Source organism: Dyella sp. C11 (assembly GCF_003121485.1).
Classification (GTDB): domain Bacteria; phylum Pseudomonadota; class Gammaproteobacteria; order Xanthomonadales; family Rhodanobacteraceae; genus Dyella.
On sequence record NZ_QAVX01000007.1, the window covers coordinates 80,881 to 98,948 of the forward strand.

At 64.0% G+C, this 18,068-nt stretch carries 12 protein-coding genes; 5 read left to right on the forward strand and 7 right to left on the reverse strand.

The window, feature by feature from the left end; all coding sequences use genetic code 11:
- Window positions 1-46 precede the first annotated feature (46 nt).
- The gene (gene sppA / locus DK366_RS08850) at window positions 47-1,906 is read left to right on the forward strand and encodes a signal peptide peptidase SppA (RefSeq protein WP_109125179.1); all 1,860 of its coding nucleotides are present in this window, start codon (window positions 47-49) and stop codon (window positions 1,904-1,906) included.
- Window positions 1,907-2,040: 134 nt separating this feature from the next.
- Here the strand turns inward: sppA and DK366_RS08855 are convergent, their stop codons facing one another.
- Window positions 2,041-2,862: an ATP-binding cassette domain-containing protein gene (locus DK366_RS08855; protein ID WP_109125281.1), complete on the reverse strand. Its 822-nt coding sequence runs from the start codon at window positions 2,860-2,862 to the stop codon at window positions 2,041-2,043.
- 57 nt (window positions 2,863-2,919) lie between these two features.
- The gene (locus tag DK366_RS08860) at window positions 2,920-3,138 is read right to left on the reverse strand and encodes a hypothetical protein (RefSeq protein ID WP_109125180.1); all 219 of its coding nucleotides are present in this window, start codon (window positions 3,136-3,138) and stop codon (window positions 2,920-2,922) included.
- Between the two features lie 93 nt (window positions 3,139-3,231).
- Between DK366_RS08860 and DK366_RS08865 the strand changes: the two genes are divergently transcribed.
- Window positions 3,232-4,014 (forward strand): SDR family oxidoreductase, encoded by a 783-nt coding sequence (locus DK366_RS08865; protein WP_109125181.1) that lies wholly within the window; start codon window positions 3,232-3,234, stop codon window positions 4,012-4,014.
- A gap of 607 nt (window positions 4,015-4,621) precedes the next feature.
- Here DK366_RS08865 and DK366_RS08870 read toward each other — a convergent pair.
- The 3 genes from DK366_RS08870 to DK366_RS08880 all read right to left on the reverse strand — a co-directional run bounded on the left by DK366_RS08870 (window position 4,622) and on the right by DK366_RS08880 (window position 8,759).
- Window positions 4,622-5,251, reverse strand: a complete 630-nt coding sequence (locus DK366_RS08870; protein ID WP_109125182.1) for a DUF4124 domain-containing protein — start codon at window positions 5,249-5,251, stop codon at window positions 4,622-4,624.
- A 25-nt stretch (window positions 5,252-5,276) separates the two neighbouring features.
- Window positions 5,277-6,221, reverse strand: coding sequence for a DegV family protein (locus DK366_RS08875; protein ID WP_198651488.1), 945 nt, complete (start codon window positions 6,219-6,221; stop codon window positions 5,277-5,279).
- A gap of 123 nt (window positions 6,222-6,344) precedes the next feature.
- A complete protein-coding gene (locus DK366_RS08880; RefSeq protein ID WP_109125183.1) occupies window positions 6,345-8,759 on the reverse strand; it encodes an acyl-CoA dehydrogenase in 2,415 nt (804 codons plus the stop codon).
- 179 nt (window positions 8,760-8,938) lie between these two features.
- On the opposite strand from DK366_RS08880, the gene DK366_RS08885 reads away from it, so the two are divergent.
- From DK366_RS08885 to DK366_RS08895, 3 genes are all read left to right on the forward strand, one after another.
- Window positions 8,939-9,730 (forward strand): AMP nucleosidase, encoded by a 792-nt coding sequence (locus DK366_RS08885; protein WP_109125184.1) that lies wholly within the window; start codon window positions 8,939-8,941, stop codon window positions 9,728-9,730.
- 354 nt (window positions 9,731-10,084) lie between these two features.
- Window positions 10,085-13,012, forward strand: coding sequence for a TonB-dependent receptor (locus DK366_RS08890; RefSeq protein WP_109125185.1), 2,928 nt, complete (start codon window positions 10,085-10,087; stop codon window positions 13,010-13,012).
- A gap of 72 nt (window positions 13,013-13,084) precedes the next feature.
- Window positions 13,085-14,911: a tetratricopeptide repeat-containing sulfotransferase family protein gene (locus DK366_RS08895; RefSeq protein ID WP_198651489.1), complete on the forward strand. Its 1,827-nt coding sequence runs from the start codon at window positions 13,085-13,087 to the stop codon at window positions 14,909-14,911.
- Here the strand turns inward: DK366_RS08895 and DK366_RS08900 are convergent, their stop codons facing one another.
- Both DK366_RS08900 and DK366_RS08905 read right to left on the reverse strand, forming a co-directional pair.
- Window positions 14,912-16,429 (reverse strand): sulfotransferase, encoded by a 1,518-nt coding sequence (locus tag DK366_RS08900; RefSeq protein ID WP_232820978.1) that lies wholly within the window; start codon window positions 16,427-16,429, stop codon window positions 14,912-14,914. It lies immediately after the preceding gene.
- The gene (locus DK366_RS08905; protein ID WP_232820979.1) at window positions 16,426-18,006 is read right to left on the reverse strand and encodes a tetratricopeptide repeat-containing sulfotransferase family protein; all 1,581 of its coding nucleotides are present in this window, start codon (window positions 18,004-18,006) and stop codon (window positions 16,426-16,428) included. Before DK366_RS08905 ends, DK366_RS08900 begins: the two co-directional genes overlap by 4 nt.
- Between the last annotated feature and the right edge of the window lie 62 nt (window positions 18,007-18,068).

Below are 18,068 nucleotides of genomic sequence, written 5' to 3' on the forward strand. Positions count from 1 at the left end.
CCGCGCGAACAGCTACGCTGTTTGCAACACCTTGAGGAACTAGGCAATGGCGGAGCCCCGCAATACCGGCTTTTGGGCATTTCTCTGCGTCCTCGGACGCGGCATCAACATTGTCCGGTTGACCATCCTCAACCTGATCTTCTTCGCTTTCCTGTTCATCGTGTTGCTGGTGCTGCTGGTGGCGTTCGCGGGAACGCACGTGGAGCACAACATCCAGGGCGACAGCGTGCTGGTCATCCAGCCGAAGGGCGAACTGGTCGAGCAGTACAGCAGCGACCCCATGCAACGCGCGCTGGCCAGCCTGTCGGGCAACACGCCCAAGCAGACCCAGCTGCGCGATATCGTGGGTGCCATCGATGCCGCGGCGAAGGATTCGCGCATCACGCGCATCCTGCTCAAGCCGGGCGAGATGCAGGGCGGCGGGTTTGCCTCGCTGCGCGAAGTGGGCGCGGCGCTGGATCGCTTCCGCGCGGCCGGCAAACCAGTGATCGTGTGGGCGCCCAGCTTCGACCAGGGCCAGTACTACCTTGCCGCGCACGCCGACCGCGTGCTGGTCGATCCGCAGGGTGGCGTGATGATCACGGGCCTCGCCAACTACCGACTGTTCTACAAGGACCTGCTCGACAAACTGGGCGTGGACGTGCACCTGTTCCGCGTCGGCCAGTTCAAGAGTGCGGCCGAGCCGTACATCCTCGACCACGCCTCGGCGGAAGCGAAGGAAGCCGACAGCTTCTGGATGGGCGGCCTGTGGGACAGCTACGTCAACGACGTGGCCAAGCTGCGCAAGATCGATCCGGCCACCTTGCGCGCTGACATCGACGCGCTGCCGGAGCGCATCGCCACGGCCAAGGGCGATCTCGGCCAGTTGTCGCTGGACGAACATCTGGTGGACGGCGTTGCCACGCCGGCGGAAGTCGACGCCATGATGCGCAAGGAAGGCGTGCCGGCCGGCAAGAAAGGCGAGGGCTTCCGCCAGGTATCGCTGCAGCGCTACGCGTCCACGATCTCTGAAGACATCACGCAGACGCCGGGTGTTTCCGTGGTGGTGGCCGAAGGTGAAATCACCGGCGGCAAGCAGCCGCAGGGTTCGATCGGCGGTGATTCCACCGCAGCGTTGATTCGCGCCGCGCGCGAAGACAAGCGCACCAAGGCACTCGTGCTGCGCGTGAACTCGCCGGGTGGCGAGGTGTACGCCGCCGAGCAGATTCGCCGCGAAGTGGCACTGACGCGCGAAGCCGGCATTCCGGTCGTGGTGTCGATGGGCAACGTGGCGGCGAGTGGCGGCTACTGGATCTCGATGAATGCCGACCGCATTTACGCCGAGCCCAACACCATCACCGGCTCCATCGGCATCTTCGGCATGGTGCTTACCGTGCCGGGTACGCTCGACAAGCTTGGCGTGAAGAGCGATGGCGTAGGCACCAGCCCGTTGGCCGGCGCGTTCGACATCACCCGTCCGCTGGACCCCAAGGTGGGCACGGTGATCCAGGCCACCATCGAAAAGGGCTATCGCGATTTCGTGGGCCAGGTGGCGAAGGCACGTGGCAAGCCATACGATGCCATCGACGCTATTGCGCAGGGCCGCGTGTGGACTGGCCAGCAGGCGCTGGAGCGTGGGCTGGTCGATCAGCTCGGTGGCCTGGGCGAGGCGGTGGCCGATGCCTCGCAGCGCGCCAAGCTCGCCAAGAACGCGCCGGTGCGCTACGTGGAAGAGCCGATGGGCCAGTTCGAGCAATTCCTGATCCGGCTCAACGACGACGCCACCGTGCAGATGGCTCGCTCCTATGGCGTGCAGTTGCCGGCCTGGGTGGGACATATCCAGACGATGGCACCGGAGTTGAAGCTGTTGCGCACGGCGCAGTCGGGCGGTCCCAACGTGTACGCCTATTGCTTCTGCTCGCCGTAACAACGGCGCGGACATTGCCGGGTCAGGGCTCGGCAACGCTGCAAGGCATCGAACCGCCATCGGAAACGGTGGCGGTTTTTTCATGCCTTGAACGAATCATCGTTACGTGAGCGCGCGATGGCGCCCCGACGGGTTTATGCGATGGCCGCGTTGAAATACTCGCCGTGCCGTTCAACGCATACGGGCATGCCGAACGTTTCGGAAAGCAGCGGGCCGGTAAGCACGTCGGCCTTGCTGCCTTGCTTGAGCAATCGCCCATCGCGCAGCAGGACCACCTGCTGGATCTCGGGAAGAATTTCTTCCACGTGATGCGTTACCAGCAGCAGCGTGGTGCCGTGCTGTGCCAGTCCGCGCAGGTTTTCCAGGAAACGCCGGCGACTGGCCATGTCGAGCCCCGCGCAAGGTTCGTCGAGCAGCAAGGCGCGTGGACGATGCACCAGGGCTCGTGCGATCAACACGCGTCGCGCCTCACCGGTGGAAAGGCTCGCCATCGTGCGGCCGAGCAGATGCGTGGCACCGGCTTGTTCCAGCGCATTGGCGGCACGTTCGCGCATGGCAGGCGTCACATGGTGGTTCAGTCCCAGTCGCTGTGCGGCGAAAAAACTCGACAGCACCGCTTCGGAAACTTCCAGCGTGGCGTCGCTGGTGCAGTCGTGTTGAAGCGAAGGCGACACGATGCCCAGCAGTCCGCGCAGATCCGAGACATGCCAGCGGTCGCGACCGAATACATGCATCGACGCACGACCGTCGCCGCGTGCGAGCGGATAGAGTTCGCGCGTGATCAATCGCACGAGCGTGGATTTTCCCGCGCCGTTCGCACCCAGGATGGCGGTGTGCTCGCCTGCGCCAATGCGCAGGCTGAACCGGTCGAGGATCAGGCGTTCACCGCGCATCACGCTGGCATCGTCGATATCCAGCAGCGGCGCGTTGGCAAGGTGGTCATGGTGGGCGTTCATGCCGGACACCATGCACGTTCGGACGTCCGATTGCCAAGTCCCTTGGCTGGCGGGCGGCTATTGCTGGGTGGCGTCCAGCTGCTGCTGTTGCTTCTGTGCCTGCTGGTCGACAGCCTTCTGTACGTCGCGGGCACGCTGCTTGTCCTTCTCCATGTCGTCCCACGGCGTGGCCACGCGCGCCGTGCTGGCGCTTGCCGGAGCGGCTTCGGGCGCGGGTGCCTTGCCGGAGCAGGCGGCGAGGGAGATCAAGCAGAGCAGGGGAGCAAACCGTTTCATGTAAAGCCTCGCCGAAGGATGGATGCCGCGTCCTGTGCCCATCGTACCGGCGAATGCTTGGCGACGAACGTGCGCAGGCTCTAAGCTCGTTGCATGAACGCACGCATCGACGCCTGGCAACTCCAGGGGCATACCGCCTTGATCACGGGTGCCAGCAAAGGCATCGGCTACGCCACCGCCCGCGAGCTGGCGGCACTGGGCGCCAACCTGCTGCTGGTGGCGCGCGACGCCGACTATCTTGAGCAGGTCCGCGTGGAGCTGCTGGACGATTTCCCTGGCATCGAAGTGCTGGCTTTCGGTGCGGATCTGGCCGAACAGGAAGAGCGTCTTGCCGTGTTCGACTGGGTGGCCGATCTCGGCGCGCCGCTGTCGCTGCTGGTGAACAACGCGGGAGGCAACCGTCCTGACTCGACGCTGGCGTATCGCGAAGACGAATACCGCACCATCTTCGAGCAGAACCTGTTTTCGGCGTTCGAAATGTGCCGCCTGGCCCATCCGCAACTGGTGCAGCATGCGAATGCGGCCATCGTGAATGTCGGCTCCGTCTCGGGCGTCACGCACGTGCGCACCGGTTCGCCCTACGGCATGACCAAGGCCGCGCTGCACCAGCTCACACGCAACCTCGCGGTGGAATGGGCGGCCGATGGCATCCGCGTGAATGCGGTGGCGCCCTGGTACATCCGCACGCAGCGCTCCGAGCCCGCACTCGCGAACGACGAATATCTGGACGAGGTGCTGGACCGCACGCCGCTGCGCCGCATCGGTGAGCCGGAGGAAGTCGCCGCGGCGATTGCCTTTCTCTGTCTTCCGGCAGCCAGCTACGTCACCGGACAAGTGCTCGCGGTGGATGGCGGGTTCCTCAATTACGGGTTCTAGCGGGCATCTCGCGTTGCCGGTTTGAACCGCTGTCCACAGCAGGTGTGGATGGTGCGTGGGCAAGCCTGTGGATAGGCATCGCAAGTCACTGCTGCGGCGAATGTTTCACCACACTGCGCAGGTTTTCATCACGACCCATGTGTTTTTCCACAGCTGGTGTGGACGGGCCGTGGGCAAGCCTGTGGACAGATCACGCAAGTGCATGACATCGCCGCGGTTTCATCATCGTGCGCATATTTGCATCAGCCCGTGCGCGCGTGTTTTCCACAGCGATTGTGGATGGCGCATGGACAAGCCTGTGGATGGATGACGCAAGTGCGCGCCCGCACGACGTTTTCAGCAGCGTGCGCATTTTTGCAGCAGCGTTGATGCGCACTTTTCCACAGCACATGTGGAATGCCGTGGGGCAAGCCTGTGGATAGGTGATGCAAGTGGCCGTTACCAGCACAGTTTCATCATCGTGATCACATGTGCGCCAGCGTGCGCAGGCTTATTTGTCCACAGCGATTGGGGAAAGCCTGGTGGCAAGCCTGTGGACAACCGGATACTGGCGTTTCGCAACATGCACTTGCATGGGTTTGCGCAAAAAATACTCAGCGCGCAGATATCAACAGCTGCGCAGTTGTGAGAGCAGCTGGCGCTCGCGTCGCTCCAGGGGCGGCTGGTCGCTCTTGAAGGCGCGGCGAAGTTTGGTCTCGTTGTCTTCGTAGGCATCGCGCAACGCGCGGCAGGTTTCAGCGCGGGTCAGCTCGCGGCATTGGTCCTGCACCCACACGTAGTTGTTGGCGATGAGCCCGGGCGTAATGCGTCCGCGATTGAGTTCCGGTGCGGACGCGCCCGCTGCGCCACGGCCGCCGTAGACCTGCGATAACGGCAGCTGCGATGCGCCGAGGATGCCGTAAGGCACCTGATAGGGCTGCGGATCGCCATGGCTGCTGGTGTAGGTGGTGCCATCGGTGGCGCGCACGCACGCGAACATCTCGGGGAGTTCGCTGGCGGGAAGTGGCGGTGGAGGCGGTGGCGGTTGGTCGGGCGCCGGTGTCGGCTCAGGCTCGGATGGTGGCGGCGTGTAGGCCGGCGAGTCGTCCAGCTGCAGCACCTGCTGGCGTTGGCCGGCGCTGCACGGCTTGTCCTGGAACGACGTCTTGCCGCTGGCGTCAGTGCACTGGTATGCCGTGCCCGCAGCAGCGGGCAGGCTGAAGAGGAGAAGCGTGGCCAGCAGACACCAGCGGATCATGCGTTCCCCCTGAACGTGTGCTCGATCAGAAATCGACGGCGTGTTCCTCGGCCGCGAAACCCAGCGTCACGGCGCCTTCGCCCACGTTGACCATGCCGGTGATGCTCATCGGTGCTTCCATCAAATCCACGCCGCATTCTTCGCAGGCGGTACGCAGCGCCGCGTAACCGGGCAGCTTGCCAAGCTCGGCAAGGTCGCCGCCGTAGCTCACGCACACTGCCGGTACCAGCAGGCCAGCATGTACGCGTTGCGCTGCGTAGTTGAACAGCGTTTCGGCGCCGTGATCGAAGCCGCGCACCTTGCCTACCGGAGCGGTCTCGCCACGGTAGCCGCGCAGCAGCGGCTTGATGTCCAGCGCCGAGCCGAGCATGGCGCTGAACAAGCCCACGCTGCGATCGCCTTTTTTCTTGGCACGCGCGCGGAGGTAGTAGAGATCGCGCGGCAGCATGTAGCCGTACGAATTGTTGGCGATGTAAGTGAGCCGCTCGCGGATCGCCGCTGGCACTTCGCCGGCTTCGATCAGGCGCGTGGCTTCCACGATGGCGGGGCCCGACCCGGCGAACAGCGTGCGCGTATCGATCACGCGCATCAGGAACGGACCGGTCATGTTGTTCTTCTCGCGCACGCCGCGGTAGTTCTTCAGCACCGCGAAGCTGGCCTTGATCACATGGTCGTTGATGGCGCTGCGCGTGGCGGTGATGGTGAGGCAGAACACGCAGTCCTGCTCCAGCACCAGCTTTTCGAGAAAGAGCTTCTGCACATCTTCGACGGAACAGGGGATGGTCTCGGCCGAATGGCTGCGGCTGCCGAGCTTGCGATCCAGGAAGCGATGAAGCTCGACCTGGTTGCGGTTGTCCATGAAGATTTCATCATCGATGCGGATGGTGATGGGCATCACCGCGATGTTGTGCTTCTGCAAAAAGTCCTGCGGCAGATCGCAGGCCGCATCGATCGCCAAACCCATCCGCATGATTGTCGCTCCCCAATGACTGCGTCAGGCAACATAGCACGCACCCCCGTACGTGCCGACCCTGACCGTTGGGCCATGATGCTATGGTTTTTTTCGGGTCCTGTGGATTGCGGTGCAACATCGTCAGCGCAACTGGCGGTAGGTGTCGGGGTCGAAGGCATCCACTTGCACCACCGCATCGCGGGCTTCGTCCGCCTCGCTCAACGCGTCGTATTCGGCTTGCGTGATGATGCCGGCCGCCAGCGCGCGCTCGCCCAGTTCGCTGCCGGCCGCGCGATCCAGCTGGCCTGCGCGTATGGCGTCGCGCAGCTTGGTTTCCACCGGCAGCGCGCGAACGGCCTTGTCCAGGGCCGCTTCGAGCTGGCCCAGGCCCGGTTCGGTAGGGCCCGGCACGTGGATGTCTTCCGTGAGGTGGATGCGCGCTTCGCGGTCTTCGAGGATGGCGCGGGCGGCGCGCTGTCCCAGCAGATCGGACGGCGGTCGAAACCGTGCACCGAGCGGAAACACCAGCAGGCGCGCGAAACCGGCAGCGAAGCCGGAGGGCAGGTTGTCCAGCACGCCGCGCAGCGCCTCTTGGGTGCGATAGAGCGACAACGCCACGCCCCAGCGTGCCAGGTCGTAGTGCGGTGCGATCTTGGGTTCGTCGTGATAGCGCTTGAGGGTGGCTGCACCGAGGTATTGCCAGGCCAGCGCATCGGCGAGGCGGCCGGAGATTTTCTCCCGTCGTTTCAGCGAGCCGCCCAGTGTGGCCATGCAGATGTCGGAAACGAACGCAAACACCGAGGCGAATCGCGTGAGGTGCTGGTACTGGCGAGACAGGTCGCCCTCGGGAACCCGGGCCAGGTGTGCCCCGCTGAGGCCGAGCAACAACGCGCGCACGCCACGGGTGAACACGAAATTGATGTAACCGAAAGCGCAGGTATCTACCGCTTTCAAATCCCTCGCCGCAATCGCATCGATAAGCTTCTGCACCCACGGATGGCAGCGGATGGCGCCCTGGCCGTAGACGATCATCGAGCGCGTGAGGATGTTGGCGCCTTCCACCGTGATGCCGATGGGCACGGACATCCACATGTGCGACAGCGCGTTACGCGGGCCACGCTGGATCGCCGCACCGGCGCGGATGTCCATCGCATCGCTTACCACTTCACGCATGGCGTCGGTGAGGTAGGCCTTGGCGATCGAGCCGAGTACGGCAGGTTTTTCGCCGGCATCGAGCGCGCCGCAGGTGAGCGTGCGGGTGGCCGTCATCAGATAAGTAAGGCCTGCGATGCGGGCCAGCGGTTCCTCGATGCCTTCGAAGCGACCGATGGGCGTATCGAACTGTTCGCGCACCGTGGCGTAGGCGCCGCAGATGCGCGTGGCCATTTGCGCTGCGCCCACCGCCAGGGCGGGCAGCGAGATGGAACGACCTGCGGCAAGGCTCTCCATCAGCATGCGCCAGCCGTGCCCGGCCTGTTCCACGCCACCGACAATGGCGTCGATGGGTACGAACACGTTGTGGCCTTCGGTGGGGCCGTTGGCAAAGGGCACGCCCATCGGGTCGTGATGCCGTCCGATCACCACGCCCGGCAAATCACGCGCGATCAGCGCACAGGTGATGCCGCGGTCCGCTGGGCCGCCAAGCAGGCCGTTCGGGTCCTTCAGGCGAAAAGCCAGGCCGATCAAGGTGGCGACCGGCGCCAGCGTGATGTACCGCTTGTTCCAGTTGAGGCGCAGGCCGATCACATCCTTGCCTTCCCACTTGCCCCATTCGACGACGCCTTCCGATTGCGTGGCGGCGGCGTCGGAGCCCGCTTCAGGGCCGGTCAGGGCAAAGCAGGGAATCTCGCGACCGTCGGCAAGGCGAGGCAGGTAGTAATCCTTCTGCGCATCGGTGCCGTAGTGCACCAGCAATTCGCCGGGCCCGAGCGAATTGGGCACCATCACCGTCACGGCCGCAGCGACCGAGCGCGTGGCGATGCGCGTGACCACCCGCGAGTGGCCGATCTCGGACATGCCCAGTCCGCCGTATTTCTCGGGCAGCACCATGCCGAAGAAGCGCTCGCGTCGAATGAAGTCCCACACCTCGGCGGGCAGGTCGCGTTGCTGCTCGACCTGCCAGTCGTCCAGCATGGTGCACAGCTGTGTCACCGGGCCATCCATGAAAGCCTGCTCGCGCGCGGTCAGTGGCTTGCACTCGAAGCTTTGCAGGTAAGTCCAATCGGGCATGCCGGAGAAGATCTGCGCGTCCCACCACACGGTGCCCGCTTCCAGCGCAATGCGTTCCGTTTCCCCCAATCGCGGCATCACCTTGCCCAGCGCGGGCAGCAGGGAGCGGGCGAACAACGCGCGCCGCAGCGGCGGAAAACCGGTTACCAGTGCAACCAATGCGCTCGCGATTAGCAGTCCATATAAAAGGAGTGGCGAGTCGACGCCGCGCACCACCCAGGTGACAAAGAGCACGGCCAGGGCCAACACCCAGGCAAGCCATCCGCGTCCCGCGAACGCAAAGCCGAGGAACACGGCGAGGGCGACGATCCAACCGATCAGCAGCATGGTCTTCTCCTTGTATCGCGCGCCATCGTGGAGAGGGCCGGTTCAAGAAAATGACAACAAACCGTCCAGCCGGGGCCTTCACCCGCTAAGATGCCTGCACTGAATTGGCATCGTGCCGGCGTGGCGTCGCCGGTAACGCGCAACGAACATCCCACGTTGCGCCGACCTCAAGGGGTCTCATGAAAGACAAGCAGGAGATCGTCTCCAACTGGCTGCCGCGCTACACCGGCACGCCTGTGGAGGAGTTTGGCCAGCACATTCTGCTGACCAATTTTGGCCACTACGTGGATCTGTTCGCCGAATGGCATGGCGTGGAAGTGCGGGGCCGCGACCGGCCGATGCCCAACGCCACCGCCGACGGCATCACCCTCATCAACTTCGGCATGGGCAGCCCCAACGCCGCCACCGTGATGGATCTGCTCAGCGCCATCCATCCCAAGGCTGCGTTGTTCCTGGGCAAGTGCGGTGGCCTCAAGAAGAAGAACGCCATTGGCGACCTGGTGCTGCCCATTGCCGCCATCCGCGGCGAGGGCACCTCCAACGACTATCTGATGCCGGAAGTGCCCGCGCTGCCGGCCTTCCAGTTGCAGCGTGGTGTATCCACCATGATCCGCGACCTGGGCTACGACTACTGGACCGGCACGGTGTACACCACCAACCGCCGCGTCTGGGAACACGACGACGCCTTCAAGGATTACCTGCGCCGCACCCGCTGCATGGCCATCGACATGGAGACGGCCACCATCTTCGCGGCGGGTTTCGCCAACAAGATTCCGTGCGGGGCGCTTCTGCTGGTCTCGGACCAGCCCATGATCCCCGAAGGCGTTAAGACGGAATTAAGCGACCGCAGCGTGACGGCGCAATTTGTTGAACGCCACATACGCATTGGTATTGAAGCGCTGAAGCTTGTGCGCCGCAGGGGGCGCAGCGTCAAACACCTGCGTTTCGAGGACGACAACTCTTTCGATTGAAACCTTTCCAAATCAGTGGTCTGGCGGCTAGCTGCATGAGCCGCCAGATCTTTTTCACCGCCGCTTCACCCCATTCCAACGAAGGTCGGTGCGCCGCAGCAATGACGCGCGTGCCGGCAGGGGTGTGTCCATGGGGTTACTTAATCGCAAGAATATGCGATGAATGCCATGACATAGTGTTTTCTTGCCGTATAGATTTTATTGACTATCTGTAAGCAAAGCGTGATAAATGCCGAGCGCTGTGGACCACCTTCGGGCTGGTCTGCACCTAAATTGTTTGGGTGACTCGGGCGCGGGTTTGAGGCGGGGAAATCTTTCAACCCCAGTCAATATAAATAACGGGAGGGTGTTCTCATGAAGTTCGGGGAAAATAAACTGTGCACGTCGGTGCGCCTGGCACTGTCGCTGGGTATGCTCGCAGCGAGCACCTACGGCACTGCAGCTTTCGCGCAGGACGCGCAGCAGACCACGACGCCGGCTCCGGCCGCTGATCAGGCCAAGAGCAAGACTCTCGAAACGGTCACCGTGACCGGCTCGCTGATCCGCCGCGTCGACGTCGAGACGGCCAGCCCGGTCGTCACCATCGACCGCGCCGCCATCCAGGCGACCGGCAAGATGACCCTCGGTGACCTGGTCCAGCAGCTGCCGGCCATGACCGGTGGTAACGTCAACCCGCAGACCAACAACGGTGGCGGTACCGGCGCATCGTCGATCAACCTGCGCGGCCTCGGCTCGCAGCGTACCCTGATCCTCGTCAACGGCCAGCGCCTGCTGAGCAAGGATCCGAACGCCATTCCGGCCGATGCCATCGAGCGCATCGAAGTGCTGCCGACCGGTGCGTCGGCCACCTACGGTTCGGACGCCATCGGCGGCGTGGTGAACTTCATCCTGCGCAAGAACTACCAGGGTGCCACCTTCACCGCGAACGTCGGCGAGTCCGATCGTAACGACGGTGACCAGAGCGGTTACACGTTCACGTTCGGCCAGACGTCCGATAAGGGCAGCATCATGGCCGGCATCAGCTACAGCAAGCAGGACGGCATCGAGCAGGGCAATCGCGCCTTCTCGAAGAACGCCCTCAGCCGGACCGCGAACGGCGGCGTCGTGGCCGGCGGTTCGGGTTCCACGCCGAACGTGCACATTTATGGTGCGGACGGTGCGCTCGGCGACTTCGCCAGCTCCTGCGCCAGCGGCAGCGCCATCCTCAACGCCGGCGCAAACCCGCAGGGCGGCCCCAGCAGCTACCACTGCTACACCCGCGCTGACGGTTACAACTACAACACGGTCAACCTGATTGAGACCCCGCAGGAACGCACCGGCGGCTTCCTCAATGCCGCCTACCACCTGACCGACCACGTCAGCGCGTATGTCAACGCGATCTACCAGAAGACGTCGTCGAACTTCCAGCTGGCTCCTGCTGTGTACGGCAGCGCCTCCACTGGCGCCAAGGTGTCTGCTGGCAACGCCTACAACCCGACCCCGGGCACGGGTTGGAGCAGCAGCGGCAATCTGTTCTCGACCCGCCTTACGGGTCTGGGCAACCGCTCGGGCTTCTTCGGTCGTGAAGATGCACAGATCAACACGGGCTTCCGTGGTGACTTCAACTTCGCCGAGCGCAACTGGTCGTGGGACGTTGGCTTCAACTTCGGCCATGAGAGCCAGACCGAAGGCGTGACGGGCCTGCTGAACCAGAGCGCGCTGTACACCGGTGACTCGACGCTCAACGCCGACGGTTCGGTGACCTGCCCGGCCGGTGTCAGCGCCGTGGCTTGCGGCTTCAACCCGTTCGACGCCAACTCGGCCGCCAGCATCGCCGCCGAAAAGCTCGCCTCCACGACCGCTCCGGTGACCTCGATGGAAATCGAGAAGACCTGGCACGCGGGCCTGAGCGGCGACCTGGTGGAACTGCCGGCCGGTATGGCCCAGCTCGCCCTGGGTTACGAGTTCCGCCGCGACTACTCCAGCTCCCAGCCTGATTCCGGCCTGGTGCCGGTGCCGGGCGGCACCTGCGCCCTGGGCAGCCAGTGCGCCTACCCGGTGTCGGGTGGCTACTTCAACCGCGACGTGTACGCTGAAACCTTCTTGCCGCTGCTCAGTGGCATGACTGGCGTGCAGTCGTTGAACCTGACCATCGGCGACCGCTATTCGAAGAACAGCATCGCCGGCGCACGTAACAACTGGAAGTTCGCGCTCGAGTGGAAGCCGTTCGACGACCTGCTGCTGCGCGGCACGATGGAAGACGTCTTCCGCGCGCCGAACTTCACGGAACTGTACACGTCAGTGGCCGACGCGCCGTTCCTGTCGTCCGATCCGTGCGATGGCTACACCGGTCAGGCCAACCTCGCCCTTGCGTGTAAGAACGTTCCGACCGATGGCTCGTTCCGTAACACGCAGGAAGGCAACCAGGTCAGCGCGCTTGTTGCTGGCGCCAAGGTGGCTGGCGTGCCGATCAAGCCGGAATACGGCAAGTCGTATGACTTCGGCTTCGTATACAGCCCGTCCTATGTGCCGGGCCTGTCCACCACGGTCGACCTGTGGCGCGTCAACCTCAACAACCAGATCACCGAGCTGTCGCTGCAGAGCGTGCTCGATGCCTGCGCGAATGGTCTGACCCAGTTCTGCAGCGCTATCCAGCGCACCGCCTCGGGCACCCTGGCTGTCACCACGACCGAACCGTTCGTCAACCTCGGCAACATGGCCACCAGCGGTATCGACTGGTCGGCTAACTACAAGCTGCCGCAGTTCTCGTTCGGCCAGATCAACATCGGCGTGAACAGCACGTACCTGAAGTACTTCACGATGAACACTGCCCCGGGTACCGCGGGCAACACGACGTTCAACGTGGCGGGTCACTTCCTGCCCTACGGTTCGGCCGCCGAAAGCGCTTGCCCGACCAACTCCGGCGTTTGCTTGATGCCGCGTTGGCGTGCACAGGGCTTCGTGGACTACCAGTTCGGTGGTTGGGAAGCCAACTGGCGCATGCGCTACATCGGTCGCTTCCAGAACGGTGGCGCTGCTGGTTCGCCGGAAGACACCGTGTCTGAAACGACGGGTGCGCCGGCTGGCACGGTGCTGAAGTACGGCGCGATGGTCTACAACGACGTCTCGATCGGTTACAACCTGACCCCGATCAATACGCGTGTGGACTTCGGCGTGAACAACCTGTTCGACAAGCAGCCGCCGCTGCTGTACGCGAACATGACGCTCAACGCCAACACCGACCCGAGCGACTTTGACCTGATCGGCCGCTACTGGTGGGCCCGCGTGACGGTCAAGTTCTAATCGGTACGTTCGTGCTTTAACCTCCAAGGGCTGCGTGGATTTCCACGCAGCCCTTTTTTCATGTGCTGTGTGATGACCAAGAACTCCTACGATTCGATTGCCGCGGTGATCAGCACCGGCCAATACCGACAAGCCGAGCAGATGAGCCGCGTGGCCCTGCTGGACGCGCCTGCGGATGAAAACCTTCAGCAACTGCTGGCGTTCTGCCTTCAATACCAGGGGCGTCATGCCGAGGCCGTTCCACTGTATGAGCAGATGTTGCGCGCTCATCCGTCCAACGGTGTGTACTGGAGCAACTACGCCAGCGTGCTCGATGCCACGGGGCAACTGCTCAAGGCGCGTGATGCCTTTGCACGCGCCATCCCACTCAATCCCGGCGTGCGCACGCTGCTGCAGCAATACGGGCTGTTGCTGATCCGCATGGGTGATTTTCCCTCGGCTCGCTTGGTGTTGCTCGATGCATACGATCTCGCGCGCGACCTGCCGGAGGCCCGCATCTATGCGGCCCGCGCCTGCTCGCTTAGCGCTGACATGAATGGTGCATGGGCCCTGTTGCGCCCATGGCGTTCATGGCTGCCGATGGCAGACGCCGAGCTGCAGCTGGAGCTGTGCAAGGTGCTTTCGATGTCAGCTGATGTCACCGGCTCGGCCGAGGTACTTGATGACCTGGTCTTGCGCGGTTTCGACAGCATCGATATTCGCTTGCTGCGGGCCGGCTTCTGCGAGCGCTTTAACCGCCTGGACGAGGCGGAAGCCTTGTTGCTTTCCACGCTCGATGGCAGCGTTGCCAGCTCGCCCGAAGAGCGCATCACCGCGATGAACATGCTGGCGACGGTGGCCATGCGGCGGAACCAGCCGGCTGCTGCGCGCCAATGGCTGGAGCAGGCTGGGCCGGATGGCGCCGATGACACCGCTCATTTCTTCGAGCTGGCTGCCGCCGCCGACAAACTCGGGGACACTCATGCTGCCATGCGCGCGCTGGGCGAGGCCCATCGGCGAAAGCTTGCCCAGTTGAGCGTGGTGATGCCCGAAGCCGTCGTGCCGGGTGCGCCGGCGGTGGCTTTCGACATGCCCCAGGTTACGGTGGAATCGTATCGCCGCTGGCCTCAGCTAATCGCACCCGAGGCACAGGATTCGCCGGTCTTCGTGGTGGGCTTCCCGCGTTCAGGCACCACCTTGCTGGAGCAGATGCTCGATGCGCATCCGCAACTGCAGTCGATGGACGAAAACCCGTTCTTCAACCGCCTGGCCGACCTGCTGACCTCGCACGACAAGCGCATCCTCGACGATCTCAGCGTGTTGCGGCAGTACGATGCCGACGAGCTCCGTCGCAGCTATTACGCGATGGTGGATGAGCGCGTGCAGCGGCGTCCGGGTGTGCGCATCGTGGACAAGAACCCGCTTAACACGATGTGGCTGCCGTTGATCAACCGGCTGTTTCCGAATGCGCGGATCATCCTTGCGCTGCGTCATCCGTGCGACGTGATCCTGAGTTGCCACATGCAGGACTTCCGTGCCCCTACGCTGGCTTTGGCCTGTACCAGCCTTGACCGTCTCGCTCGCGGCTACGTGCAGGTCATGCAACGCTGGGTGGATGAGTCCACCATCCTGCAACCAGCGGCGATGAACCTGCGCTATGAGGACGTGGTGGACGACCTGCCTGGACAGGCGCAGCGCATCGCGCAATTCCTCGGCCTGGACGATGCCTCGCCCATGCTGGGCTTCCATGAGCACGCACGCGGCAAGACCTATATCGGCACGCCCAGCTATTCGCAGGTGATCGAGCCGGTCAACCGCAAGGCCATGGGGCGCTGGCAGAAGTATCGCGAGTGGATTGAGCCGGTGCTGCCGACGCTCGATCCGATGCTCAGGCATTGGGGCTACGAGGTCGACGCGTAATCAGTCGTCGGGCAAATTCGACAATTCGGGAATGAGGGCCGTGTAGTCACGCCAGCGGCCCACCGAGCGCGTATGCGCTGGCTGTCTGGCTTGCCATGCACTCGCCGTACGAATGGCTTGCGGTGCGGAGGTGGCGATGCCTTCACGCGTGGGCACGCCCAGCCACTCGAGCAGTGTTCCCACCGTCGCTTCCGGATCGGCTGCCAGAGCTTCGTAGCGCACGGTGTGGATGGCGTGCGGAAAACGTCGTTGCCAGTGCGCCATCAGTCGGCGGCTTTGGTGAATCACCAGGCCGATGTCGGCCATGTCGTAGGCGTAGTCGTGCGCCGGATCGCTGAAGCTCTGCATCCACAGCGATAGCGCCGTGTCGCGCGCGTTGCGCTGGCAATACACGATTTTCGCGTTGGGCCACAACGCCAGAATCAGGTCGACATGCAGAAGGTTCAGCGGCTGCTTGTCGATGAACCACGTCGCATCGCCGTCGTCCTGGCGCAATTGTGCGGCGTAGCGCGCTGCCGCCTGTTCAAACACTTCACGCACGCGAGGGGCGGTTTCCAGCTGCCGTGCGGTGAGATCGAGCCAGCCCAGCTCGCCCCGGTTGCATACCCCGGGATGTTTCGCCAATTGTTCGGCGAGCAAGGTGGTACCCGAGCGCGGCACACCGACGACGAACACGGGTGTCCATGAGGCGTCCGCTTCCAGCGTAAACGGCGGAGACGTTCCGGCCAGTCGCGCGTCGGCCATGCGTTTCCAGGCCTTGCGTGGCCACGGTCGTGCAGCATGCGCGCGCGCGTTGGCCTCGGCGAACAGGCGCGCTGCTTCCGCGGTATGCCCAAGGTCGTCGTTGGCCTTGGCCAGGGCGAACAAGGTGGTCGTGCGGGTGTTTTCGTTCAATGCAGGCGTTGCCAGCACATCGCGAAAAAACGCCAGGTCTGGATGGCTTGGATCGCTGTAGCGCTGCAGGGTGGAAAGGCCGATGGGGATGTTCCAGTCCACGGCTTCCGGTGCATTCGCCAATGCAAAGGCATAGCGCTCACGCACGCGCTCGTACTGCCCCAGTTCCAGCGCCAGCATGCCGGCATACGCATGTACGCGCGCATCCGTGCTGCCGGCACGGATCTCCGCTTCGCACAGGGCGGCGGCATCTTCCGCGCGGCCGTGGCCTTCGAGCAATTCCACGACCTGCAGCAAGGTATCGACAGGCTGTCGCGCCTGGGCGAACAAGGCGCGACAGACCTGCGCGGCCGCCTGCGCGCGCCCCTGTTCCTGCAGAAGTCGTGCAAGCAGCAAGGCGGCATCGGCGTCGGTGCCATGCGCGTCGAGCCAGTGGCGCAGCAAGGTTTCCGCACGTGTGTACTGCTGTGCCTGCCAACAGGTACCGGCGAGCGCGAGCAGCAACGATCCGGCGTCGGGTTGTTGTGCATAGGCCGACTCGAACGTCGCGAGCGCGCCGGCGGTATCACCGCGCAGCAAGCGTGCGCGGCCGTCCTCAAGCGCGGCTTGCACCGCGTCGTTCACGCTCCCCGCCACGCCGGCAGGTCAAGCGCGAGGCGCAGGGGATCGAGCAGGCTGCCGTAGTTGTCCGTGCGTGCGGTGTCCTGACGCATCGGCTCGCGGACTTGCGTGGCACTGGGCGAACGCACTTCGCGAGTGTTTTCGTGAAAGCGCAGGCAGGCTTCGTCGAACGGCAGGCCGACGAATTCGAGCAGGGCGCGGATCTGCGTTTCCGTATCCGACGCCAGCGCCTCGTAGTTCTGTTCGCGCACGTGCGTGGGATACCGCTCGCCCCAGTGCCTGGCGCTGTAGTCGAAGTCGCGCCAGAACGCCGCGAGATCGTCAAAGCTGCGCGCATAGCCGTTCAAGTGATCCAGCCGCTGGCGATAGCAGGCGAAGCACGTTTCCAGCGGATCGCGTCGTACCACTACCACGCGCGCGCCGGGCAGCATGGCGCGGATCGCGCCGATGAGCATCCAGTTGCTGGGCAGCTTGTCGATGAACCGTTCGCGTTGCGTGCGCCAGCGCGCGGTGCGTTCCAGGTAGGCCTCGCCAAGACGTTGCCAGTCGGCGGGCGTGGCCTCGTTGGCCCACTGCGGAACATGCTTGCCGCGGCGACGCGATTCCTCGAACAGCAGGCCGGGCAGGTCGGGCAATTCGCCCGCACCTTCCACTTGCGGGTGCGAGGCCAGGATCTGTTCCACCAGCGTCGATCCCGAGCGCGGCGGGCTGACCACGAAGATCACTTCGTGGCCGCGTTGCGTATCGCCTTCGCTGGTCGCCGACGAGGCGAAAGCCTGGACGCCTGCGCGCACGTTGGCGGAAAACGCAGCGGCGTCCCACGGGTATTGCCGGCGACCAATGGCGTGCGCCTGTTCCAGCGCAGCCAATGCATCGGCGTAGAGGCCCTGGTCGTCCAGTGCCCGAGCCAGGGCAAAGCCGATCGCGTTGCGGTCGTTCTCGCTGGTATCCGCGCGTTGCAGCGCGGCACGCATCTGCGCGATGTCGTTTTCGTCGAAGCGCTGATTCTTGATGTCCGCCAGGCCCCACCATGCCGCGCCCGATGCTGGCTGGATCGCCAGCAATGCGCGGTATTCGGTGGTTGCCTCGGCGGTCTTGCCTTGCGTGCGCAGCATGTCGGCAAGCATCGCGCGTGCCGGCACGTGTCGGGGCTGCAGTGCCACGACGCGCCGGAACGCTTCGATGGCCTCGTCATTGCGCACGCTTTTGGTAAGCATGATGCCGAGGTTGAACCACGCAATATCCAGCGAGGGCTGCAGCCGGCAGCTCTGCAGCAGCGACTGCACTGCAGCATCGTACATGCCGGCGTTGCCGAGCAACGTGCCGAGCGTGTTGTGATACAGCGCGTCCTGAGGGCGCTGGGCCAACGCCTGGCGCATGATGTCGATGGCCTGCACCGGTTGTCCGCGCAAGCCGAGAATGCCCGCGCGCAGGCGTTGTACTTCCGGATGGTTGGGCTGATGGGCGGCGGCATGCGCCAGCTGTTTTTCGGCTTCGTCCGCGCGACCGTATTCAAGCGCTTCGGCGGCGGACATCAGGTGCGGAATAGCGGCTGCTTCCAGCCCGTGCAGGCGATTCATAGATTTCCCGGAGCGAGGCCCACTGCACAATGCACAGCGTGGGCGAAAACGTGCTTATTATG

Bases quoted from the DNA above. Each gene is read 5' to 3' on its own strand.
- DK366_RS08880 (WP_109125183.1), bottom strand. From the start codon at position 8,759: ATGCTGCTGATCGGTTGGATCGTCGCCCTCGCCGTGTTCCTCGGCTTT.
- DK366_RS08875 (WP_198651488.1), bottom strand. From the start codon at position 6,221: ATGCGGATGGGTTTGGCGATCGATGCGGCCTGCGATCTGCCGCAGGAC.
- DK366_RS08865 (WP_109125181.1), top strand. From the start codon at position 3,232: ATGAACGCACGCATCGACGCCTGGCAACTCCAGGGGCATACCGCCTTG.
- DK366_RS08885 (WP_109125184.1), top strand. From the start codon at position 8,939: ATGAAAGACAAGCAGGAGATCGTCTCCAACTGGCTGCCGCGCTACACC.
- DK366_RS08890 (WP_109125185.1), top strand. From the start codon at position 10,085: ATGAAGTTCGGGGAAAATAAACTGTGCACGTCGGTGCGCCTGGCACTG.
- DK366_RS08855 (WP_109125281.1), bottom strand. From the start codon at position 2,862: ATGAACGCCCACCATGACCACCTTGCCAACGCGCCGCTGCTGGATATC.
- DK366_RS08895 (WP_198651489.1), top strand. From the start codon at position 13,085: ATGACCAAGAACTCCTACGATTCGATTGCCGCGGTGATCAGCACCGGC.
- DK366_RS08860 (WP_109125180.1), bottom strand. From the start codon at position 3,138: ATGAAACGGTTTGCTCCCCTGCTCTGCTTGATCTCCCTCGCCGCCTGC.
- DK366_RS08905 (WP_232820979.1), bottom strand. From the start codon at position 18,006: ATGAATCGCCTGCACGGGCTGGAAGCAGCCGCTATTCCGCACCTGATG.
- DK366_RS08870 (WP_109125182.1), bottom strand. From the start codon at position 5,251: ATGATCCGCTGGTGTCTGCTGGCCACGCTTCTCCTCTTCAGCCTGCCC.
- sppA (WP_109125179.1), top strand. From the start codon at position 47: ATGGCGGAGCCCCGCAATACCGGCTTTTGGGCATTTCTCTGCGTCCTC.